Source organism: Cupriavidus sp. WS (assembly GCF_000395345.1).
GTDB lineage: Bacteria > Pseudomonadota > Gammaproteobacteria > Burkholderiales > Burkholderiaceae > Cupriavidus > Cupriavidus basilensis_B.
Genome location: NZ_AQPL01000450.1, coordinates 1 through 20,849 on the forward strand (window position 1 = coordinate 1; position 20,849 = coordinate 20,849).

At 64.4% G+C, this 20,849-nt stretch carries 21 protein-coding genes and 1 tRNA gene; 12 read left to right on the forward strand and 10 right to left on the reverse strand.

Translation table 11 applies throughout. The annotated features are described in order from the left end of the window. Both K206_RS0130625 and K206_RS0130630 read left to right on the forward strand, forming a co-directional pair. Nucleotides 1-496: winged helix-turn-helix domain-containing protein (locus K206_RS0130625; protein ID WP_020206138.1), on the forward strand; the 496-nt coding region annotated here is incomplete at its 5' end. Beyond that, nucleotides 486-1,907, forward strand: coding sequence for a Cu(+)/Ag(+) sensor histidine kinase (locus K206_RS0130630; protein WP_020206139.1), 1,422 nt, complete (start codon nt 486-488; stop codon nt 1,905-1,907). The genes K206_RS0130625 and K206_RS0130630, both read left to right, overlap by 11 nt. Before the next feature lie 447 nt (nt 1,908-2,354). Here the strand turns inward: K206_RS0130630 and K206_RS0130640 are convergent, their stop codons facing one another. Together K206_RS0130640 and K206_RS0130645 are read right to left on the reverse strand one after the other, a co-directional pair. Continuing rightward, complete coding sequence (locus K206_RS0130640; protein WP_020206141.1) at nt 2,355-2,582, reverse strand: hypothetical protein; 228 nt, start codon at nt 2,580-2,582, stop codon at nt 2,355-2,357. Next, nucleotides 2,563-3,123 (reverse strand): hypothetical protein, encoded by a 561-nt coding sequence (locus K206_RS0130645; protein WP_020206142.1) that lies wholly within the window; start codon nt 3,121-3,123, stop codon nt 2,563-2,565. The genes K206_RS0130640 and K206_RS0130645 overlap by 20 nt, the downstream gene beginning before the upstream one ends. A gap of 384 nt (nt 3,124-3,507) precedes the next feature. Between K206_RS0130645 and K206_RS42080 the strand changes: the two genes are divergently transcribed. The 8 genes from K206_RS42080 (at nt 3,508) to K206_RS0130680 (ending at nt 9,325) form a co-directional block, all read left to right on the forward strand. After that, nucleotides 3,508-3,831: a hypothetical protein gene (locus K206_RS42080; protein WP_081651572.1), complete on the forward strand. Its 324-nt coding sequence runs from the start codon at nt 3,508-3,510 to the stop codon at nt 3,829-3,831. A 99-nt stretch (nt 3,832-3,930) separates the two neighbouring features. Continuing rightward, nucleotides 3,931-4,230 carry a hypothetical protein gene (locus K206_RS0130650; protein WP_155888351.1) on the forward strand — a complete coding sequence of 100 codons (300 nt, stop codon included), beginning with the start codon at nt 3,931-3,933 and terminating at the stop codon, nt 4,228-4,230. An 88-nt stretch (nt 4,231-4,318) separates the two neighbouring features. Further along, nucleotides 4,319-5,284, forward strand: coding sequence for a DUF932 domain-containing protein (locus tag K206_RS0130655; protein ID WP_020206144.1), 966 nt, complete (start codon nt 4,319-4,321; stop codon nt 5,282-5,284). Nucleotides 5,285-5,371: 87 nt separating this feature from the next. After that, the gene (locus K206_RS39755; RefSeq protein WP_020206145.1) at nt 5,372-6,400 is read left to right on the forward strand and encodes a YqaJ viral recombinase family protein; all 1,029 of its coding nucleotides are present in this window, start codon (nt 5,372-5,374) and stop codon (nt 6,398-6,400) included. Beyond that, nucleotides 6,385-7,293: a hypothetical protein gene (locus tag K206_RS0130665; RefSeq protein WP_020206146.1), complete on the forward strand. Its 909-nt coding sequence runs from the start codon at nt 6,385-6,387 to the stop codon at nt 7,291-7,293. Before K206_RS39755 ends, K206_RS0130665 begins: the two co-directional genes overlap by 16 nt. Next, entirely contained in the window at nt 7,290-8,291 is a 1,002-nt protein-coding gene (locus K206_RS0130670) for a hypothetical protein (protein ID WP_020206147.1), read from the forward strand. Before K206_RS0130665 ends, K206_RS0130670 begins: the two co-directional genes overlap by 4 nt. Nucleotides 8,292-8,384: 93 nt before the next feature. Next, nucleotides 8,385-8,687 carry a hypothetical protein gene (locus K206_RS0130675; RefSeq protein ID WP_029044269.1) on the forward strand — a complete coding sequence of 101 codons (303 nt, stop codon included), beginning with the start codon at nt 8,385-8,387 and terminating at the stop codon, nt 8,685-8,687. Continuing rightward, the gene (locus K206_RS0130680; RefSeq protein ID WP_020206149.1) at nt 8,687-9,325 is read left to right on the forward strand and encodes a hypothetical protein; all 639 of its coding nucleotides are present in this window, start codon (nt 8,687-8,689) and stop codon (nt 9,323-9,325) included. Before K206_RS0130675 ends, K206_RS0130680 begins: the two co-directional genes overlap by 1 nt. Here K206_RS0130680 and K206_RS0130685 read toward each other — a convergent pair whose 3' ends face one another. Then, on the reverse strand, nt 9,326-9,691 hold the full coding sequence (locus K206_RS0130685; RefSeq protein ID WP_043367402.1) for a helix-turn-helix domain-containing protein: 366 nt from the start codon (nt 9,689-9,691) through the stop codon (nt 9,326-9,328). A gap of 234 nt (nt 9,692-9,925) precedes the next feature. On the opposite strand from K206_RS0130685, the gene K206_RS39760 reads away from it, so the two are divergent. Both K206_RS39760 and K206_RS0130695 read left to right on the forward strand, forming a co-directional pair. Next, entirely contained in the window at nt 9,926-10,678 is a 753-nt protein-coding gene (locus K206_RS39760) for an FkbM family methyltransferase (RefSeq protein ID WP_059412924.1), read from the forward strand. Nucleotides 10,679-10,774: 96 nt separating this feature from the next. Beyond that, nucleotides 10,775-12,526 carry a hypothetical protein gene (locus K206_RS0130695; protein WP_144195996.1) on the forward strand — a complete coding sequence of 584 codons (1,752 nt, stop codon included), beginning with the start codon at nt 10,775-10,777 and terminating at the stop codon, nt 12,524-12,526. Nucleotides 12,527-12,694: 168 nt separating this feature from the next. On the opposite strand, the gene K206_RS43950 is transcribed toward K206_RS0130695, so the two are convergent. The 7 genes from K206_RS43950 to cysS all read right to left on the reverse strand — a co-directional run bounded on the left by K206_RS43950 (nt 12,695) and on the right by cysS (nt 20,387). Then, the gene (locus tag K206_RS43950; protein ID WP_196812939.1) at nt 12,695-13,552 is read right to left on the reverse strand and encodes an AlpA family phage regulatory protein; all 858 of its coding nucleotides are present in this window, start codon (nt 13,550-13,552) and stop codon (nt 12,695-12,697) included. A gap of 435 nt (nt 13,553-13,987) precedes the next feature. Further along, nucleotides 13,988-14,081, reverse strand: a tRNA-Ser gene (locus tag K206_RS0130700). Between the two features lie 153 nt (nt 14,082-14,234). After that, nucleotides 14,235-15,485, reverse strand: a complete 1,251-nt coding sequence (locus K206_RS0130705; RefSeq protein ID WP_029044270.1) for an aspartate kinase — start codon at nt 15,483-15,485, stop codon at nt 14,235-14,237. A 175-nt stretch (nt 15,486-15,660) separates the two neighbouring features. Further along, a complete protein-coding gene (gene tilS, locus K206_RS0130710) occupies nt 15,661-17,109 on the reverse strand; it encodes a tRNA lysidine(34) synthetase TilS (protein WP_081651574.1) in 1,449 nt (482 codons plus the stop codon). Next, nucleotides 17,075-18,046 (reverse strand): acetyl-CoA carboxylase carboxyltransferase subunit alpha, encoded by a 972-nt coding sequence (locus tag K206_RS0130715; protein ID WP_020206155.1) that lies wholly within the window; start codon nt 18,044-18,046, stop codon nt 17,075-17,077. Before K206_RS0130715 ends, tilS begins: the two co-directional genes overlap by 35 nt. A gap of 116 nt (nt 18,047-18,162) precedes the next feature. After that, the gene (locus K206_RS0130720) at nt 18,163-19,002 is read right to left on the reverse strand and encodes a DNA-3-methyladenine glycosylase (protein ID WP_043367404.1); all 840 of its coding nucleotides are present in this window, start codon (nt 19,000-19,002) and stop codon (nt 18,163-18,165) included. After that, a complete protein-coding gene (cysS, locus tag K206_RS0130725; RefSeq protein WP_020206157.1) occupies nt 18,999-20,387 on the reverse strand; it encodes a cysteine--tRNA ligase in 1,389 nt (462 codons plus the stop codon). Before cysS ends, K206_RS0130720 begins: the two co-directional genes overlap by 4 nt. Nucleotides 20,388-20,849: the final 462 nt, after the last annotated feature.

The following is a 20,849-nucleotide window of genomic DNA, read 5'->3' on the forward strand; positions in this document are numbered from 1 at the left end:
CAAAAAATCTGACAGGTTCGGCAAGCAGGTTCCGGTACTATTCCTGACCGCGCGTGGCGGCGTGGATGACCGCGTCAAGGGCCTGGAACTCGGCGCCGACGACTACCTGGTCAAGCCCTTCGCGTTTTCCGAGCTGCTCGCGCGCGTGCGCACGTTGCTGCGCCGCGGCAGCGCGCCCAATCATCCGGATCGCATCCAGATCGCCGATCTGCTGCTCGACCTAGCGCGACGACGCGCGACCCGGGCAGGACAGCGCATCAACCTGACAAGCAAGGAGTTCGCCCTGCTCGAGCTGCTGGCGCGGCGCCAAGGCGAGGTGCTGCCGCGTTCATTGATCGCTTCGCAGGTCTGGGACATGAATTTCGACAGCGACAGCAACGTGATCGACGTCGCCATTCGCCGGCTGCGCGCGAAGATTGACGATGCCTTCGAACCCAAGCTCATCCATACGGTACGGGGCATGGGATATACGCTGGATGCCCCGGATGCCGACTAGGGCCTTACGCATCCGTCGCCCGGCTTCGCTCGCGCTGCGGGTTACGGCCCTGGTCGGCATCGCCACGACGCTAGTATTCCTGGCCTTCAGTTGGCTCATCGTCCGCGCGTTGGAACACCACTTTGCCGAGCAAGATGCCGGGGAACTCAGGGCCGTGGCCGATGCCGTCGTCAAGCCGTTGCGCGACGCCGGTATGAATGCCGATGATGGGTCGCTGCGCCGCCGGCTTGCCGGCGCGGTGGCGGGACATCATGGGGTGTTCTACTACGTCGCCAACACCGAAGGAACCACGGTCTATGCTAGCGGAGGCCCCAAACTGTCATCCCTCGTCGCAAGCAAGAGTCCCACCGAGACGATCAATACCCGCAAGTTGGCAACCTGGCAGGAACAAGGGAAGTCCTACCGTGGCGCGGTGCTACGTGTGGATGGCGGTGCAGGCCGGAACGCAGATCGCTATACCGTCGCTGTTGCGATGGACATCGATTTCCACCTCTCGTTTCTCGAAGACTTCAAGCGCATGCTGTGGTTGGCCACCTGCGTTGTGCTGTGCATTGCGCTGCTGGTCGCCTGGCTGTCCGTTCAATGGGGGCACCGGCCCATCCGCAAAGTCAGCGCCCGGATTCGCGCGATCCGCTCATCGCAGCTAAACGTGCGATTGAATCCCCACGAAGTACCGCTCGAACTGGAAGAACTTGTCGCCTCGTTCAACGACATGCTCGCACGCATCGAAGACGGATTCGTGCAGTTGGCTAATTTCTCGGCTGACATCGCGCACGAGTTGCGCACCCCGGTTACCAACCTGACCACGCAGACGGAAGTGGCCCTCGGCCAGTCCCGCTCCGCCGAAGAGTATCGGGAAGTGCTGTACTCCAATCTGGAGGAGTTCGGGCGCATGAGCCGAATGATCGGGGACATGCTGTTTCTCGCGCAGACGGAGAACGACCCGCGCAATCTCCATCGGGTAGAAATGGACCTGGGCAACACGATCAAGGGACTCTTCGACTATTTCGAGGCCTTCGCGGAGGATCGCAACGTGACCCTTCGTTTGCAGGGGCGGATCGAACCGATAAGGGCCGATAGGGAGATGCTGCGGCGTGCCTTGAGCAACCTTCTGTCCAACGCCATCCGCCACACCCCGCGCGGCGCTGCCGTCACCGTGCGGCTGGGTCAGGATCAGGGACGCACCACGGTGCGCGTCGAGAATCCGGGCAGCAAGATCGCTGATGAGGACCTGCCTAGGCTGTTCGATCGCTTCTACCGTGTCGATCCCTCGCGGCAACGCAAGGGAGAAGGCGCTGGGTTGGGGCTCGCCATCGTCAAGTCGATCGTCGAGGCACATGGCGGTGATGTGCATGTGGCATCGGACGACACGGTAACGCGGTTCGATATCCTCTTGCCGCCAAGCGACTGACGCACTGGCCTGCGCGCGAGTGCAGACCAAGGCCGCCCAGAAAACTCAGCATCCCGACACGGGCGGCGCCGGCCTGGCGGTCGCCCCTGCTGTCGCGGGCTTCGACCGGACCCATCTGACGGTGAGACGGGAGCCGCCATAGGTCTGGCGACCAGCGTTACTAAGTGCCAGGCTGGCGGTGACCTCCATCGCGCGGCCGGAGATCATTTCAGCGCCTTTCGTATTGGCGATCTGGACCGTTCGGACAAGGGCGAGGAGTAGTTGGCGGAGATCGCATGGCTGAGCCAAGAGCTCGAGCGGGAGCGGGAGCGGGAGCGGAATGAGCTCGCTGCCGTCCGACGACCCCTCATGCAGGCTAAGCTTCGCGTTGAGACGGTAGTCCATCCGGAACCCCGCAACCACAAAAAAGCCTCCCGAAGGAGGCTCGTCGGGAGTCTGCGCCCGACCCTATTTGACCGTCAAGCGAGACTTGCTGACCGTGACACGCAGAGTACTGGTATAGGCGCTCCGCACAGGCTTGGAGGGCTGGGGCTTGCTCGCCGCAGTGTCCGCCTGCGCCAGCAGAACTTGCATGCCGCGCTGCTGCATGGCGACCACTCGCGGACGCAACTGCTTGCTCGGCTTACTGGCCTTGGTCGAGCGGGCCGGCAGCAGGTTACGCGCGTTCAAAGCCATAGAAACCTCCTTTATCCTGATCCGGTCGCGTGACGCACCGGAACCTGGGGCCATAGCGCCCCTTGTCGAAGTGCTTACCCAATCTATTGTAAAGCAGATCCAACTGGCCCGATTGCGGCATGAAGAAGTACTGCGGCACGTCCGAGTATGTGCTTGCATGAATAACCAGTGATCTTGCCAGCACATCGCAGAATTGCCAAATCATCCCCGGGTCGGGCAGTGGCCAACTTTGGGGATCGAACATGGTTTCGGCGTCGGCCTCCGCCCGCATGAATTTCACCAGACGGGCATGCGGGGCGGGCGCGAAGCCGTCCGCCCATTCTTCGGCCGTCTCCCGCATCCATTCGAGATCACCGTCGGCATAAACGAGGACGTCGGCGAAGAAAACCACGAAACGCACCACACCGAATGTGATGCCAATCACTTCGATGCCGTCGCCATCGACCGGCATCGGTTCGCTGATTCCCACAAAGGTTGGATCGTTCGCCGGCTGGTCCGCAAGAAGATCAATTAGCAGCGCCGGCGTGATGTAGTGGTGCACAGTGCGAGGATTCCTATCAATTTGTGATTACTGTATCACATCAAGGTGACAAGAGAGGAACTGCCGCCGCCCAATAAGCCTCCGCTCACGCACAAAGACCGCTACACAGCCCCGATCCCAGAAATTTTCAATCTCATATCACTGACACGAACCCGCCCCGGTATTGCCTTGGGGTGCCTCATCCATCGAGTTCTCTCTTCATGGAGTCAGCGTGATACCCATCCAACGACCTTCCCGACCGCTTCCGGTCATCGTCATCCTCGAGACCAGCAGGCACGCTCGCCTCGACAATTTCACCAACTGCACGAAAGCTGCGCCGCGCTGCCGACTCACGGACAGCGGCGCGGCAACGCGCCCGGTCTACACGCTCCCGGGGAACACGCCATGACGCTGCCCTGCCCTCGCTGCAATTCCACCCGGATCGAAACCCGGGATTACGCTCGCAAGAGCGCTGGCATCATCGGCGGCATTGCCGGTGCCGTAGGCGGCACGTCGGCCGCGATTGGCGGCGCGGAGGCTGGAGCTCTCGTCGGCTCGGCTGGTGGCCCCTTCGGTACGATTGCCGGAGCCATCATCGGAGGACTCGTGGGCGGAGCCACTGGCTGTGTCACCGGCGCGCGGATCGGCGAAGCGATAGACGATGCCGTCCTCGACAACTTCCATTGCCTTGATTGTCAGCATGTCTTCAGCGCGCGTAAGCGCGAGTAGCTCGTTCAGCGTGACGCCACGTCGACTGCATTGACTCTCTTGATCTTAGGTAGAGCCCGGCCCCGTTGCCGGGCTTTATGCCTCTTGTGCCTTACCACCATGACCACGGCTACCCCATCCCTCGCGCCAACGCATGACGGCCTAGAACATGTCCTGCCCCTGAAGCAAGCCTATGTGAAAGGCACCGACCTGCGCATCGTCGGCACTCTCGAGCAGATCCCGGGCTGCGCCTGCGTGGCCGGCTTCGACCACCATGACCAACCCGTCTATTCCGGCAACACCGAAGTCTGGTGGAACGGCCAGAGGACGGAAACCGATCCCTGCAACGACCAGCCCATCTATGTCGACCAGAACCTCGAGACACGGGGCGCCAACGAGATCGAATTCCGAGGCGCCTGATCACCCTTTACCGCGTCTACGTCAACCCACTCCGAAGCCCGGTCTTGCGCCGGGCTTTTTGCATTTTTCTCTCTAAAGGATTTTTATCATGCATCTCGTACAAACGATGGCCTACGTCAACGCAACGCCCTGGCATGGTCTGGGCAACAAGTTGACCGCGAACCAGCCGCTCGAGGTCTGGGCCGAGCGCGCCGGCATGAACTGGCGCATCGAGGAGTCCGAAGTTCGCTTCGTGTCCGGGAGCGCCGGCCTGGGCTCCATTCACGCCTTTCCCGAACAGAAGGTCCTCTACCGCTCCGATACCAAGGCGCCGCTCTCCGTCGTCTCCAGCCGCTACCAGGTCGTCCAGCCCGCCGAGATTTTGGAGTTCTATCGGGATCTCACCGAGGTCGGTGGCTTCGAACTGGAAACGGCCGGCGTGCTGAAGGAAGGCCGCAAGCTCTGGGCGCTCGCCCGCACCGGGCAGAGCGCCACGCTGAAGGGTCGCGACAAGGTCAACGGCTATCTGCTGTTGGCGACAGCCTGTGACGGGACCCTTGCCACCACCGCGCAATTCACTTCCGTGCGCGTCGTCTGCAACAACACCTTGTCCATCGCGCTGGGCGACGGCGCGGGTGCCGTCAAGGTACCCCACCGCAGCCAATTCGATGCGCAAGCCGTCAAGCGCCAGCTCGGGATTGCCATCTCATCCTGGGATGGTTTTATGGCTCGCATGAAGGCGCTGTCCGAATGCCGTGTCAGTGACGATGCAGTCGAAACCTTCTTCCGCCGTGTGCTGACCTACCCCACCGCCAACCCGGCCGAGCGGGCAACCACTGCCGTCAACGATCGCGCCGTCAAGGCGGTGCAGGAACTCTACGCGGGTAGCGGCAAAGGTGCGCAGCTTCCCTCCTCGGCCGGGACCGCGTGGGGTCTGCTCAACAGCATCACGGAATTCGTCGACCACCATCGCCGTGCCCGCAGCGACGACCACCGCCGCGACGCAGCGTGGTTTGGTCAGGGTGCCGTCATCAAGCAACGCGCGTGGGAGGAGGCCTTGCGGCTGGCGCACTGATCGCGTGCGCTGTGCAGTCCTTCATTCATCAGTCCAAGCCCGGTGTGCATATCGCACACCGGGCTTATTCATTTCAAGGAGGCAAAGATGTCTCACCCCAACCAACAAACGAAGTCCGCCAATGGCAGGCCCGCGCTGCGCCTGGTCGATACCAAGGGCCTGAGCCGAGATGATTGGCTCGCCGCGCGCAGAACCGGCATCGGCGGCTCGGATGCGGCTGCCGCGGTTGGACTGAATCCCTACCAAAGCCAACTGGAACTGTGGCTCGAAAAAACCGGGCGCGATGCCGGCCTGACCAAGCCCGACCCTCAGGACACCACGGAGCCCGTCTACTGGGGCACGCTGCTCGAACCCATCGTGGCCGCCGCCTACACCCAGCAAACGGGTCGCCGGGTGCGCAAGGTCAATGCCATCCTGCGCCATGCATCCGTGCCCTTCATGCTGGCCAACCTCGATCGAGAGATCGTTGGCGTGCCGGACGTGCAGATTCTCGAATGCAAGACGGCGGGCGAGTTCGGCGCACGGCTGTGGCGGGATGGTGTGCCCGAATACGTGCAGTTGCAGGTCCAGCACCAACTCGCTGTCACCGGCAAGCAGGCGGCGGATGTCGCCGTCCTGCTGTGCGGACAGGCACTGACCGTCTACCGGATCGAACGGGACGACGCCCTTATTACCCGTCTCATCGAACTGGAAGCGCGATTCTGGCAGTACGTGCAAAGCGATACCCCACCACCGGCCGATGGCTCCGCGTCGGCGGACGCCGCCCTGCGCTGCCTGTTTCCGCTGGACAACGGCCAGACCGTGGACTTCAGCGAAGACAGGCCGTTAAGTGCGGTTTTTTCCGATCTGGTGATGTTGCGCTCCGAGATTGCCACGCGCGAAACGCTGGAAGCCCACCTCAAGCAGACGATCCAGCAGGCCATGGGCGACGCCTCGCGCGCGCGCTTCGAGACCGGCGAAGTGAGCTTCAAACGCAGCAAGGACGGCACCGGCTTCGATCTGAAGCGGCTGCTGGCCGAGCACCCCGAATTCCAGGCGACATACGCCACCACCAAAGCTGGTTCGCGCCGGTTCCTGATTCACGCTCAAGGAGAAACTTCATGCTCAAAGGCTTGACCATTACGCCGCCTGTCATCGGGCGGATTTCCATCGGTCGCGTCGTGGAAAAGAACGGCAAGCGACTGCCGGAGAAAGACGATCAGTTCACGTTGACCAGTCAGGTGCAGAATCGCGATGGCTGGGTTTTGCACCCGCTGGACGAGACGCTGCGCAAGGCGGGACAAAGCAAGCTCCGTGCGATTCCGGTGCGGATGTTGTTCAATGATCCGAATCTGAATCTGCGCGCCGAATACACCCTCTTCGACCGGGAGACCGGGCGACCCGTTTGCGTCGGTAACGGCGAAACCTGCAAGCGAGTCGGCAACGATGGTGTCGCCACCCTTCCGTGTCCGTCGCCGGACGGCTGTGGCTTCGGCAAGGCCGCAGGATGCAAGCCCTATGGACGTCTGAACGTCGTCATCGGTGATGACGACGAACTGGGCTCCTTCATCTTCCGCACGACCTCCTACAACTCCATCCGCACGCTGGCGGCGCGCCTGCATTACTTCGGGGCCGTTTCGGGTGGGCTGCTCGCGTGCCTGCCGCTGGAACTCAAGTTGCGGGGCAAGTCCACGACCCAAAGCTACCGCTCGGCCATCTACTACGTGGACCTGGGCGTGCGCGCCGGCAGTTCGCTGGAAGCGGCCATCGTGGAAGCGCGCGAGATACATGAGCGTCGTTGTATGGCGGGCTTCGACCAAGGCGCCCTGGACGAGGCAGCCCGGCTCGGTTTTGCCAATGGCGCGTTCGAAGACGGCGAGGAGGAACAGGCTGCCGTGGCGGAAGAGTTCTTTCCCGAAGCCGGACAAGCTGTAGAACACAGCATGCGCCGGACGGAGGCGCCGGCCAATGCGACGTTGCGAGAAAAGCTGGAGCGTCAGGAGAAGGCCCTGCCGACGCTGCCGGCATGAGCGCCGCGGATACCGCGCGAGGCTGGCATCCGATCTCGTTTGGCGCACTGATCTTGGCGTTGGCAGGCACGGGTACAGCGCTTTTCCTGTCGACGCTGGCTGGTTGGCAACGCGGCGGCTGGCTGGTGGAGCGCATCGCCTGGGTGGCAATGGGCGGGGTGCTGGTCCTCAGCGCCCATCTGCTGCCGGCGCTTGGCCAGGCGGCTCGGCAAAAGACGCGTTGGGTCGGCGGCGCGCTTTGGGCAGCATGCATGATGGCCGCCGGCTACGGGCACGCTACCTTCTTCCTCTGGTCACAGCAGCATGCAGGGGAGGCACGCGTGTCAGTCATGGCGTCCACCAGTTCGACCACCGTAGTCACGGAAAAGTCATCGTCGGCCACACCGCCAGGACGATCTCTGTCGGCCATCGCCGCCGAGCGCGCCAGGGTCGTGACCGCGTTGGCTACGGCTCAGGCCAGGCACTGCGACGGGGGCTGCCCTCTCCTGCAAGCCAGACGGGAGAGCCTGACCGCGACGCTGGACGCGCTCGCGGTGGAAGCAGAGGAAGTTCGCCGCTGGGAAGCGGCTGAGGACCGCCAGGACGAGGAAAGGCAACGTGAGACCACCCGCCGTGACGCTGCCCGTCACGACCCCGTCATCGCAGCATTGGCGGCGTGGCTGGGCATCTCACCTGCCGGCGTCGAATTCCTCGGCGCGATGATCCTGGCGGGATCCCTGGAGGGCGTCGCCTGCTACGGCTGGCTCCTGACGCTTGCCTCGCGGGTGCCGGCCATGACGGCAGTCACGAAGAGTCACCAAATCGTCCCGCCCCCGGTCAGCCCACCGGCCTCCACCAGTCACGCCGATACCGAGACTGACCTCTCGCGACTGCATCGGGCCATCGCCATTGGCGAGCTTCGGCCTACCGTCGCAGAGATCCGCAGCCACTTGCGCTGCTCCCAGGCCAGGGCGGCAGCACTACGCCGCCAACTCGCCGCCCATCACCCAACGGCATAAGCCGGGCTTTCGGCCCGGCGCTTTCCATCCATCCGACGTTCACGCATCCGGGCTTTCCGGAGGCCGACTCACGCCTTCAATCAGGAGAACAACATGACGGAACCTTTCGTACCCACGCCAGCGCCGCCTCGCCTGCGGCTTGGCCGCCTTCTGGCGACGCCTGCTGCAATGGAAGCCTTGCAGGAAGCCGGTGTATCGATCTTTGGCTTGATCAACCGGCACGCACGGGGTGACTGGGGAGATGTGCCCGAGGAAGACCGCCTGCGGAACAACCTGGCTGCCATCACCAGTCAGCGCGTGCTGTCCGGCTACCTGCTGCCCAATCGGCAAATGGTCTGGGTCGTTACTGAATGGGATCGGTCGGTGACGACCGTATTGCTACCGAGTGATTACTGATGTCCCCTCTGATCCAAAAGCTGCATCCGGCCTTGCGCCTCGGCCAGCGGCTCACGATGGCCACCTCTGGCAAACCACTCTTCAGTCGACAGGGAGGATGGGATGGCGGCAGCACGCTGCATTGCACCGCCATGGCACTCGCGCTGCTCGGCAAGCTGTCCGATCCGGTCCATGTCTGGCGGTATGCACACGGTCCCGAGGCCAGATTCTGGGACCGCGCCTCCCCTCATTACCTGCATGGCCTGACGCTGGCAGAACTGGCGAGCCTCATTTGGGAGCTGAACTGCGGCTTGCGACCGGTCACGGCCGAGGGAAGATCGGCAGAGGTGCTCCGTTTCTGCGCGCAGGAACTGGCCAAGGGCTGGCCGGTAGTCATCGGCTGGCACACCCAGTACCCGGCGTCAGCGCACGCTGCACTGGTGGTCGGGGTGGAGGGACGGCAGCGGGCTCGGGGTTTCGTGCCCCATGCCCTACTGCTGCTGGACCCGGCCGAGACCGGACCTGGGCTTGCCGCCTTCAATGCACGGCTGGAGTTCGGCAAGGCCGGCGGTCGGACGACATACGTCATCGCTACCGGACGGCGCCCTGTCGCGATCGAGGGCTGCGTCTCGATCCGGCGATCGGACGGAACGGCATAGCTACCGCAGCCGGCTGCGCTTGATCTCGGGCGGTGTCGCAGCATTCGCACGGCGCTCCCCACTCGGGGCACGTGGAACCTCTGTCATGGGCTCGAAAAGCGCTGCCAGGCTGATCCCGATCGCGTAGCAAATGTCTGCCAATGTCTCGATGGACGGATTGGCGATCCCGCGCTCGATGGCAGAGATGTAGGTGCGGTCGACCTGCGCCTCGAAGGCCAGCGTCTCCTGGGATTTGTCGGCCGCATGCCGGCACTCCTTGATGCGCCTGCCAAGTACCGCGGAGACAGGAACGGCGCGGGAGGCCGCATGCGCGGCAGAGCGACGGGGAGGTTTGTCCGGGCGAGAGGCAGTCATGCCGGGCAGGATGCCTGCCCGGCGACTGATCCTCGACGTTCTATATTCGTCTTTTGTTGTAGTGTTTACTCTACAATAACTCCCGTTTTTGACGTCAACCAGTTCATAAGCCATCTCGGTGCCCTCCCTTCCCGAGGGCATCGAGGACATGGCGACCTTGCGTCGCCGTGCTTTGGCCGCGTGTTCCCCCGGAGTTCACAGACCTGCGCTGCTGTGCGCGAGGTCTATTACCTATTCAGATCACAAATGAAAAAACAGCTCAAAGAATTGATCGGCCCCAAGGGCCGTCTGGTGTCACTGTTCCGAACCCTGCGGGCGGTGCCCTTTGCTCTGGAATTGCCCGTCTTCGGCACGGTGTCGACCCTCGACGAGGTGCTCAACATTCACGATAACTTCGGCAAGGGTGAGCTGCGGCACCCTGAAGTCGAGAACCATTTGCGCAGCGCAGCAGCACCTGTCGTCGTCGATTGCGGCGTCAACATCGGCGTGACGATCCGCTGGTGGCATCACCTCAACAATAGGGCGCGCGTCTTCGGCTTCGACATGATGCAGGAGGCCCATGCGTTCACTCAGGATCGCATTGGCAGTGCGGGAAGCTGGTATGAACCGATCACATGCGCGCTATCAGCAACCGAGGGCGACAGCCTGGAGATCAGTTTCGATGATCCGCTCTTCGGAGAGAACAGCGTCACCGCAACGGGACGCCGGCAAACGCGGACCGTGAAGACGGGCACGCTCGATGCCCGCCTCGCTCCATATGGTCTCGTGCACATTGACCTGCTGAAGATCGATATCGAGGGGCATGGTGCCGAGGCGCTGAAGGGGGGATCGCGCACGCTGGAACGCACGCGCTATGTCCTCTTCGAGACGCACAACCGGCAGGAAATCTCCGAGTCCGCGCGTCTCCTGCATGACGCTGGATTCCAGTTGATTGCCATGCGCAACCGCACGCTGGTGTACGAACGTGGCAACTACCAGGCAACGTCCGCACGGCCATAAGGACCGCGCCCTGACCATCGAAGCAGAAACCCAACACTTCCTAGCTTCACCACGCGACGACTGTTCGCGCAGGTGCTTTTTTGACGGGGACATCCCATGAACAAACTCAAACCCACAATCCTTGCTGCAGTTTGCGCGTCCATGCTGGGCGCATGCGGTGGTGGCGATGGCAGTGGTGCGCCCGCCGACTCGGCGCCGCCAACCTCCCCCACTTCGCCTGCGACACCAACCCTCACCGGAAAGGCCATTGACGGCTACCTCGTTGGCGCCACCGTCTGCCTCGACCAGAACGACAACGGTGCTTGTGACGCCAGCGAACCCACCACCGTGACCGATGCCAGTGGCAACTACGGCCTTGTGGTCGCCGACAGTGCAGTCGGCAAGAAGATCCTGGTCGTAGTCGATGCCAACACTCACGACCTGTCTCGCCCCGGTTACGTCTTTCCTAGCAGTTTCGTGCTGAGTGCCGTGGTCGACGGTACCCCGATACAGCACATCACTCCGATCACCACCATGTCGCAAGCCTTGATCGAGAGCGGCAAGAGCCGGGAAGCTGCCCAGAAGGCCATCGTCTCTCTGGTCGGTGGCGTCGTGAATGTTAAGGACGACTACATCGCCACAGGTGACAACGCAGCCAATGCCTTTGCCGCCGCTGTTGTAGATAAAATCTTGGAACTCGCAGCCGGCGGCCGCAGCGACGCCGACACCGTGCGTGCCGTCATGAACGCCATTGTGACCAAGGGCAGCATCGCGGCCGTCACCCTGGCCGATGTCAATGCAGCCAAGACGAAGCCGGTCTACATCAGCGACGTCGACCCGAGCACGTTGCTGGCAGACACGATGTATACCTACGCGGGTACGCGTTCGGATTTCGATGCCAACAAGCTAGTATCTGTCGCCGCTATACGTCGCAGTTGGATGCTTAACGGACTGACGCTCCAATCCAACTACGAAGAGCAAGCACTGTCTACTGATGTGTGGTCACCTAGCAGTACGGGGGCAGCGGCCGTCGCCTATTCGTTTGGTCAATATGCACTCAAGACCGATGGCACCTGGGCGCCCTTCACGGCGGCCAGCGATATCGATGGCAACCTCGCTGTGCAAGCCATCAATGGCAATATCGTGACGGCATCGGACACGGTGACCGGTATGCCGGTGCGTCTGGAATATCGCCGTACTGTGCTGGATGGAAAATCGTATGTCGATGCCATGCCGGCCGGCACGCAGAGCGACTTCTTGGCGCTGCTCAATGGTACCTTCACTACGAGCACGACTGGCTACGCCGTGATCACAACGCGCAGCATGGATTCGGTCACGATCAGAGCATCGACTGAGTGCCACTATGGTGAGAATCCGATCATCGAAGACGGGGTCGTTCAGTGCCCACTGCTGGGCACCCCAGCCAATACCTACACATCAGTGCAGGATGTGTTGACCATAGGGCCGGTGCCGTTCCCTCCAATCGGGCCGGGCTACCTTCGCTTTGGCCCGAACGGGCAATTGGCAGTGTATGACAGTAGCGATGCGAGCAAAATCCTGCTAGACAACACCAAGATCAGCTGGTCGATCTATCCGCGCAATCCGGATGTCATGGTGTTGAACGCCAAGTACGAAGACATCGCAGACGCCGATTCCATGCCTCTTTATCTGGATATTCTGTACGACTACCGGCATACATATCGCGATCTTCTCAAGTCTGGCGCAAAATTTGTCATTGCCCTGCACAACGGCCATCTGCGCTACGGTCTGCTGGTGCCAGCCGGCACGGAAGAACTCACGCCATTGCTCAAAAAGCAAGGCTTTGACCAACTTACGACCGTTATCAAGGCCGCGCTGTCGACCTGGTAAGACCATGAGCCGAGACTGGCTCACCTTCCGGTGGCCAGTCTCTTTTTTTGCCCTTCATGCATTTGCAGGCGGAGTTATGGCCATCCATTGGACTCAGCGAAGCCTTTCACACCGCATAGAAACGAACAATCGCCGGCACCCCTCGCTAGCCATATGCTGTTCTCACTCTCAATCGTTTGCCGCGTACTTGGCGACCCACGCCTTAACCTGCTCTTCATCCCAGCCAACAGCCCCTCCGTTCTGAGCCCCAAGCGGAAAAGATCGAGGGAAGGAGGGATCGAACTGGGCTGAGCGCGAGTCCATGCGGTTGTAGATAGAACTCCGCCCAAGCCCGGTAAGCTCCATGACGCGAGGCAACCGCGCGACCTTGCCTATCTGTCGCCTCTCGGCAGCGGGCAAAGACTCCGCCAGATAGCCCGCACCACCGCGGCTTTTCGGCTCACGCAACTCACCTGCCTTGCTGACGACAGGCTTCTCCGTCAATTTCGGGGTCGTGTGAAGGGGCTCGGTATCCCCTTGAGCTTGCTCTACCTCCGGCATTGCAGCCGAGGTCGCCTTCTGCCCCGACTCAGTCTCTTGCCGTGGGAATTGTGCTTCGGTTTCCGCATCGTTGCCCTCAGGAACAAGACCACACCGATCTAAGTATGCAACCGCCTGCTCACGTGGAATATAGCTGCCGGTGGTAAGCACCGGGACCGGCACGTACATGCTGTCAACGGCAGCTATGTTGCCACGCTTGAATTCAGCTTGCAGTGCCTCTCGTTGACGTGCCAACACGGCCGCCTGCCCGTCCCTCCTCCGCTCCATTTCTGCTGTCGTCATCAGCATCGGCTCCCACTCCGGCCGTTCCTTCAGGTCACGGTAGGCCGTCAGAAAAGCAGCGGCCTCTTCATCAGAGATTGGATACCGCAGTGGTGGCAACTGAGGGAGCACGCCCTCGAGCCAACAACGGTCACTGTCGCTCAGCGCAAAGGGCAGCCACGCCTCCCGGACTTGATCCTGCGAAGCGTCTACGGGAGATTCCACTGCTCCTTCGCCATCAGGGCACCATGGCTCCAGAATCGACTGGCTATGGAAGAGCGCACCATCGGAAATTGGACCCACTTGGAACTCGCCCGCGGGAGGCTGCCCGTTACCATCTGGGAGCCGACGCACGGTGAAGCTGCGTCTTGTTCTCCTCCCGACCACACATCTCATCCCCTCAAGCGGCTGCTCGTCAGCGGGGCAAATGGCCTGAGCTATCGCATGACAGAAATCCGAGAATTCAATCAGGGGGCCAGAAGATAGTTCGACGCGGACTCGCACGTGTTCCTCTTGCATTGGTGGTCAATGACTTCGAGAGTACACGAGGAAAGGCTGACAACCGCCGGGATAGGCTCCATCTGATGATGGGCTGGCTGATGGGCCAGAAAAAACAAAACCCCGGAAGACCGCAATCTTCCGGGGTTCTGCCGCCATTGCTGGCGGAGACGGAGGGATTCGAACCCTCGATCCAGGTTTTGGCCCGGATGCTCCCTTAGCAGGGGAGTGCCTTCGACCTCTCGGCCACGTCTCCCAAACCTGCCGTTGTGTGAGGGAGGCCACACAACGAAGCGCGTATTCTATCGGGGTGTTTTCGATTGGTCAACGAAGTTTCGATGACCGGCCGCAAAAATTTGTGCACCCCGGCAAAACGTGCGGCGGGCCGGATGCGGCCTGCCGCGCCGGATCACGCCTGATCCAGCTCGAACACCTTGTGCAGTGCGCGCACCGCGAGTTCCATGTACTTCTCGTCGATCAGCACCGAGATCTTGATTTCCGAGGTGGAGATCATCTGGATGTTGATGCCTTCCTCGGACAGCGTGCGGAACATCTTGCTGGCGATGCCGACGTGCGAGCGCATGCCCACGCCGACCACCGAGACCTTCGACACCTTGGGGTCGCCCGACACGCTGGCGGCGCCGATGTGGCCCTTCACGCCGTCGTTCAGGATGGACAGCGCGCGCTGGTATTCGCCGCGCGGCACGGTGAAGGTGAAGTCGGTCTTGCCGTCGACGGACTGGTTCTGGATGATCATGTCGACGTCGATGTTGGCGTCGGCGATCGGGCCCAGGATCTGGTAGGCGATGCCGGGCTTGTCGGGCACGCCCAGGACGGTGATCTTGGCCTCGTCACGGGCAAAGGCGATGCCGGAGATGACGGCTGCTTCCATGTCAGACTCTTCCTCAAAAGTGATCAGCGTGCCCGAGTGCATTTCTTTCTCGAGCGGCATCAGGGGGTCGGTCAGCGACGACAGTACGCGGGTCTTCACGCGGTACTTGCCGGCGAACTCCACCGAGCGGATCTGCAGCACCTTGGAGCCGAGGCTGGCCATTTCCAGCATTTCCTCGAAGGTGATCTTGTCCAGGCGGCGGGCGTCCTCGACCACGCGCGGATCGGTCGTGTAGACGCCGTCCACGTCGGTGTAGATCAGGCATTCGTCGGCTTCGATGGCGGCGGCGATGGCCACGGCCGAGGTATCCGAGCCGCCGCGGCCGAGCGTGGTGATGTTGCCTTCGTCGTCGATGCCCTGGAAGCCGGTGATGACGACCACGCGCCCGGCATCGACGTCGGCGAGGATGCGCTCGTCGTCGATCGATTCGATGCGGGCCTTGGTGAAGGCCGAATCGGTTTTCACGGGCACTTGCCAGCCGGTGTAGCTGATGGCGTCGATGCCCTCGCCTTGCAGCGCGATGGCCAGCAGCGCCACGCTGGCCTGTTCGCCGGTGGAGGCCAGCATATCCAGTTCGCGCGGGTTCGGCTGGGCCGAGATTTCCCTGGCGAGGCCGAGCAGGCGATTGGTCTCGCCCGACATGGCCGAAGGCACCACGACTACGCGGTGGCCGGCGCGGTGCCATTTGGCAACGCGCTTGGCGACATTCTTGATGCGTTCCGGAGAACCCATCGAAGTGCCGCCGTATTTGTGAACGATGAGAGCCATCTTCTTGTCGACGCCAGCGATTGTGCAAAACCTCTGAAAATACACGAAGAGGCGTGCCGAGGCAAGGCGCGGGCGGCCCGAGGGGGCGCCGGCCGATGTGGAGGGCGGTGCGCACCCGCGCCGCGGAGGCCGCCGCGCGCGGCGTTTTTCGCGGCCGCACGGCGCCGGATGCGGCCTATTCGGCGGCCGGCGCCCCGCCCTGCCACGCCGACCATTCGATGCGCCAGCGCGGCGCGGCCGGCGCCTGCGGCCACCGGCGGTGCATGCCGAGGCCGGCCGCGAACACCAGCTGGCCGCTGGCCCACAGCAGCGGCAGGTGCGCGCGCCGCGCCGCCGGCACGCCGGCTTCCTGGTAGGCCTGCTTGAGCGCGCGCGCGGGGCCGCCGGGGCGCAGCACGATGCGTTCCCCGCCCTGCCGCGCGGCCAGTCGCAGCGGCTCGCGCAGCACCGCCTCGGGCACGCCGAAGGTGTCGTCGCGCGTGAAGCGCAGCTCGCCGCGCCACGATGGCGCGGGCAGGCTCGCCTCGCCGTTCCAGCGCAGGGCCAGCTCAGGCAGGGACACATCCGGCTCGGCGCGGCAGGCCAGCACGCGGCCCTGGAAACGCCGCAGCACCAGCGCTTCGTGACGGATGGCGGGCTCGCCGCCGTCGTGCCGGATCAGTTGCGCGCGCATGGCGGACAGCCGCGCGGTGGACGGTGCCTGCGTGCCGAGCTCGCGCAGCCACAGGCGCAGCACGGCGTCGGCCTGGGCCGCGGACAACGCGCGCAGCCCGGCGAGGTCGAGTTCGGCCACGGTGGCGGCGTCGCGCGGCGGGCGCACCAGCGGCGCCATCCATTCCGTGGCGAGCGCGTCGAGCAGTTCGCCGGCCTGCGCGAGGTGCGCGGCGGCCTGCGCCACGTTGGCGCGCAGCGCCGGGAACGCCTCGGCCAGCGCCGGCATGTGCTGGCGCAGCGCGTTGCGGGCGAAACGCGGGTCGTGGTTGGAGGGGTCGTCGATCCACGGCAGCGCGTGGACCGCGCAGTAGGCGTCGATCTGGTCGCGGCCCGCGTCGAGCCAGGGGCGCAGCAGCACGATCTGCCGGTCCGCGCCCATGCGCCGCAGGCGCGGCATGCCGCCCAGCCCGGCCAGGCCGCTGCCGCGGAACAGGCGCAGCAGCACGGTCTCGGCCTGGTCGTCCTGGTGATGGGCGAACAGCAGCAGGTGCGCGCCGGCCTCGCCGCACATGGCTTCGAGCGCGGCGTAGCGCGCGCGCCGCGCGGCGGCTTCGAGGCCTTCGCCGTGCTGCTGGCCGACGGTGACGCGGCGGCTCAGGAACGGCACCTGCCAGTCGCGGCACAGCGACGCGCAGAACGCGTCCCACTCGTCGGCGCGGGCCTGCAGGCCGTGGTGCACGTGCAGCGCCACCACGCGCAGCGGCAGCGCGGCGGCGCACACCGCCGCGCGCAGCGCGTGCAGCAGCGCGACCGAGTCGCGCCCGCCCGACAGCGCCACCGCCACCGTGCCGCTCCGCTCGCCGGGACCAGAAACGACAAAGGCCGCACCGGCCTGGAGGGCCTGTGCGACCTTGTCGGTCAAGCCGGCGGACGGATCAGCCCGCCGTGCCGGATTCCTTGAACTTGCCATAGGCCAGCAAGCGCGCGTGGCGGCGCGCCTGCAGCTCCTTCACGTCCATGCCCTGGAACTGGCGCAGCGAATCGGCCAGCGAGCGCTTGAGCATGGCGGCCATGCCCTTGGCGTCGCGATGCGCGCCGCCGAGCGGCTCGCTGACGATCTTGTCGATCAGGCCGAGCGCCTTGAGGCGGTGCGCGGTCAGGCCCAGCGCCTCGGCGGCTTCGGGCGCCTTCTCGGCGGTCTTCCACAGGATCGAGGCGCAGCCTTCCGGCGAGATCACGGCGTAGGTGGCGAACTGCAGCATCTGCACCACGTCGCCCACGGCGATCGCCAGCGCGCCGCCGGAGCCGCCTTCGCCGATGATGGTGGCGATCAGGGGCACCTTGAGGCCGGCCATCACGTAGAGGTTGTGGCCGATGGCCTCGGACTGCCCGCGCTCTTCGGCGTCGATGCCGGGGAATGCGCCCGGGGTGTCGACGAAGGTGAAGATCGGCAGGCCGAACTTGTCCGCCAGCTCCATCAGGCGCTTGGCCTTGCGGTAGCCTTCGGGCTTGGACATGCCGAAGTTGCGCAGCGCGCGCTCCTTGGTGTCGCGGCCCTTCTGGTGGCCGATCACCATGCAGGCCTGGCCGTTGAAGCGGGCCAGCCCGCCCACGATGGAGAGATCGTCGGCAAACGCGCGGTCGCCGTGCAGCTCGTGGAAATCGGTGAAGATTTCGCGCACGTAGTCCAGCGTGTAGGGACGCTGCGGATGCCGGGCGATCTGCGCCACCTGCCACGGGGTCAGGTTGGCGTAGATGTCCTTGGTAAGCTGCTGGCTCTTGCCGGCCAGCCGCGAGATTTCTTCGGAGATGTCGACAGCCGAATCGTCCTGCACAAAACGCAGTTCTTCGATCTTTGCCTCGAGTTCGGCAATGGGCTGCTCAAAATCCAGGAAGGTGGTTTTCATGAGAATCACACGTACCTGTCTGTGAAGGGGCGCATTCTACCGGAATTCGCCCGCTGAACCGCAAGTCTGCGGATGCAGTCTCGCGCACTTCCTTGCAAATTCTGCGCCCCGTCAGGCTAATAGGTCACTGGCAGCGGGTCAAGGCTGCGCCACATGTACCAGGTGGCCACGGTGCGCCAGGGCTCCCAGTTGGCGGCAACCTCGCGCGCCTCACTGCGCGTGACGGGCTCGCCGCTGAAATAATTAGCCGAAATGGCGTTGATCAGGCCGACGTCGTCGAGCGGCAGCACGTTGGGCCGCATCAGGTTGAACATCAGGAACATCTCGGCGGTCCAGCGGCCGATGCCGCGGATCTGCGTAAGCTCGGCGATGACCGCTTCGTCGTCCATCTCCGCCCAGCTTCCCACGTGCACGCGCCCGGCCTTGAAGTGCTCGGCGAGGTCGACGATGTACTCGGCCTTGCGGCGCGACAGGCCGCACCCGGCCAGGCTCTCGTGCCCGGCCTTGAGCATCTGCGCCGGCGTCAGTCGGGGACAGAGCGCCGCCAGCCGCTCCCACACGGTCTGCGCGGCCTTGACCGAGATCTGCTGGCCGACCACCGAGCGGGCCAGCGTGATGAAGGGGTCGCCGCGCGAGATCAGGTGCGCGGGGCCGTAGGTGGGGATCATCTTGCGCAGGATGCGGTCGCGCTTCATCAGGTCGGCGCAGGCCTCGTCCCAATAGGCGGGACGCACCGCGTCGACCACGGCCTCGACCGGCAGCGGCACCGCCTGCGCCTCGGGCAGCGCGGGCGCCTTGGCGGCGCGCGCGCCGGCCTTGGGCGCCGGCTTCACCGGCTTGGCGGCGGCCTTGGCCGCGCCTGCGGCCTTGGCCGGCCGGGGCGCGGCGGCCTTGCCGGCCGCGGCGGTCTTGGCCGGCGCCGCGGGCGGCACCGTCTTGCGCGCGGCAGCGTTCAAGCGCGCCTCCACTCGGTGACACCGCCCGGCTTGTCCTCGAGGATCACGCCGCCGGCCAGCAGCTCGGCGCGGATGCGGTCGGCCTCGGCGAAATTGCGCCCGGCCTTGGCTTCCTTGCGCGCGGCGATCAGCGCCTCGATCTGCCCGGGCTGCAGGCCGTCGGCGCTCTTGCCGCCTTGCAGGAAGGCGTGCGCGTCGCGCCCGAGCAGGCCCAGCGTGGCGCCCAGGCCCTTGAGCTGGCGCGCCATCGCCGGCGCGCCGGTGCGGTTGACCTCGCTGGCGAGGTCGAACAGCACGGCCATCGCGATCGGCGTGTTGAAGTCGTCGCCCATCGCGTCGACGAAGCGCTTCGCGTGCGCTTCCTCCCAGTCGAGCGGCTCGCCGTCGGGCTGCACGTCCTTGAGCGCGGTGTACAGGCGCGTGAGCGAATGGCGGGCGTCGTCGAGATGTGCGTCGCTGTAGTTCAGCGGGCTGCGGTAGTGCGCGCGCAGGATGAAGAAGCGCACCACTTCCGCGTCGTAGGCGGCCAGCACCTCGCGGATGGTGAAGAAGTTGCCGAGCGACTTCGACATCTTCTCGTCGTTGATGCGCACGAAGCCGTTGTGCATCCACAGGTTGACGAAGGTCTGGCCGCTCGCCCCCTCGGACTGCGCGATCTCGTTCTCGTGGTGCGGGAACTGCAGGTCGGCGCCGCCGCCGTGGATGTCGAAATGCTCGCCCAGCAGCGCGCAGCTCATGGCCGAGCATTCGATGTGCCAGCCCGGGCGGCCCACGCCCCACTTCGACTGCCACTTGCTTTCGGCCGGCTCGCTTTCCTTGGCCGACTTCCACAGCACGAAGTCGAGCGGGTCGTGCTTGGCCTCGTTGGCGGCCACGCGCTCGCCGGCGCGCAGGTCCTCGAGCGACTTGCCCGACAGGCGGCCGTAGTTCGGGAACTTGCGCACCGCATAGTTCACGTCGCCGTCGCTGGCCTGGTAGGCCAGGCCGCGCGCCTCGAGCTTGCCGATGATGTCGAGCATCTGCGGCACGTACTCGGTGGCGCGCGGCTCGTGGTCCGGGCGCTGGATGCCGAGCGCGTCGGCGTCCTCGTGCATGTAGCGGATGAAGCGGTCGGTCAGCGCGCCGATGGTCTCGCCGTTCTCGGCCGCGCGGCGGATGATCTTGTCGTCGATGTCGGTGATGTTCTGCACATACGTCACCTCGTAGCCGGCGGTGCGCAGCCAGCGCTGCACCATGTCGAACACCACCATCACGCGCGCGTGGCCGACGTGGCAATAGTCGTACACCGTCATGCCGCAGACGTACATGCGCACGCGGCCGGGTTCGATTGGCACGAAGAGCTGCTTTTCACGCGCGAGCGTGTTGTAGATATTCAGTGGATACATGAAACGAGGTGAATGGAAGAGAAATCCTGCCGGCAGCATGACAGGTTGCGACAGCGACGGCACAACAGGGCACAGCGACACGGCCAGGCGACAAGGCGACAATCGCGCCAGATCGTCACGCCATTGTCGCGCCATTCGCGAGTCCGGCGATTTGCGCCCGGGCAAATTCCGGCGCGCCCCATATCTTACCGGAAGCGCCCGCCCGCCGTGACGCGCCCCGCGCCTCGCGGCGCACCACGGCGGCACCCGGAGGCGGCCCGCCGCGCGCCGCGGCGCGCCCGCACAAGCGGCAAAGCGCGGCCCGCGGGCCGCGCTTTGCTAGAATGCCGCGGAGTATAACGGACCGCCCTTACATGAGCCTGTTCCTGCCCACCCTGAAAACCGCTTCACCCAAGCCCGCGCGCCGACGCACCGCGGCCGCGTCGATCGGCCTGGCGGCAATGCTGGCGGGCCTGCTGGCGG

Bases quoted from the DNA above. Each gene is read 5' to 3' on its own strand.
- K206_RS0130630 (WP_020206139.1), top strand. From the start codon at position 486: ATGCCGACTAGGGCCTTACGCATCCGTCGCCCGGCTTCGCTCGCGCTG.
- K206_RS0130640 (WP_020206141.1), bottom strand. From the start codon at position 2,582: ATGGCTTTGAACGCGCGTAACCTGCTGCCGGCCCGCTCGACCAAGGCC.
- K206_RS42080 (WP_081651572.1), top strand. From the start codon at position 3,508: ATGACGCTGCCCTGCCCTCGCTGCAATTCCACCCGGATCGAAACCCGG.
- K206_RS0130650 (WP_155888351.1), top strand. From the start codon at position 3,931: ATGACCACGGCTACCCCATCCCTCGCGCCAACGCATGACGGCCTAGAA.
- K206_RS0130655 (WP_020206144.1), top strand. From the start codon at position 4,319: ATGCATCTCGTACAAACGATGGCCTACGTCAACGCAACGCCCTGGCAT.
- K206_RS39755 (WP_020206145.1), top strand. From the start codon at position 5,372: ATGTCTCACCCCAACCAACAAACGAAGTCCGCCAATGGCAGGCCCGCG.
- K206_RS0130665 (WP_020206146.1), top strand. From the start codon at position 6,385: ATGCTCAAAGGCTTGACCATTACGCCGCCTGTCATCGGGCGGATTTCC.
- K206_RS0130670 (WP_020206147.1), top strand. From the start codon at position 7,290: ATGAGCGCCGCGGATACCGCGCGAGGCTGGCATCCGATCTCGTTTGGC.
- K206_RS0130675 (WP_029044269.1), top strand. From the start codon at position 8,385: ATGACGGAACCTTTCGTACCCACGCCAGCGCCGCCTCGCCTGCGGCTT.
- K206_RS0130680 (WP_020206149.1), top strand. From the start codon at position 8,687: ATGTCCCCTCTGATCCAAAAGCTGCATCCGGCCTTGCGCCTCGGCCAG.
- K206_RS39760 (WP_059412924.1), top strand. From the start codon at position 9,926: ATGAAAAAACAGCTCAAAGAATTGATCGGCCCCAAGGGCCGTCTGGTG.
- K206_RS0130695 (WP_144195996.1), top strand. From the start codon at position 10,775: ATGAACAAACTCAAACCCACAATCCTTGCTGCAGTTTGCGCGTCCATG.
- K206_RS0130705 (WP_029044270.1), bottom strand. From the start codon at position 15,485: ATGGCTCTCATCGTTCACAAATACGGCGGCACTTCGATGGGTTCTCCG.
- tilS (WP_081651574.1), bottom strand. From the start codon at position 17,109: ATGGCAAGTTCAAGGAATCCGGCACGGCGGGCTGATCCGTCCGCCGGC.
- K206_RS0130715 (WP_020206155.1), bottom strand. From the start codon at position 18,046: ATGAAAACCACCTTCCTGGATTTTGAGCAGCCCATTGCCGAACTCGAG.
- cysS (WP_020206157.1), bottom strand. From the start codon at position 20,387: ATGTATCCACTGAATATCTACAACACGCTCGCGCGTGAAAAGCAGCTC.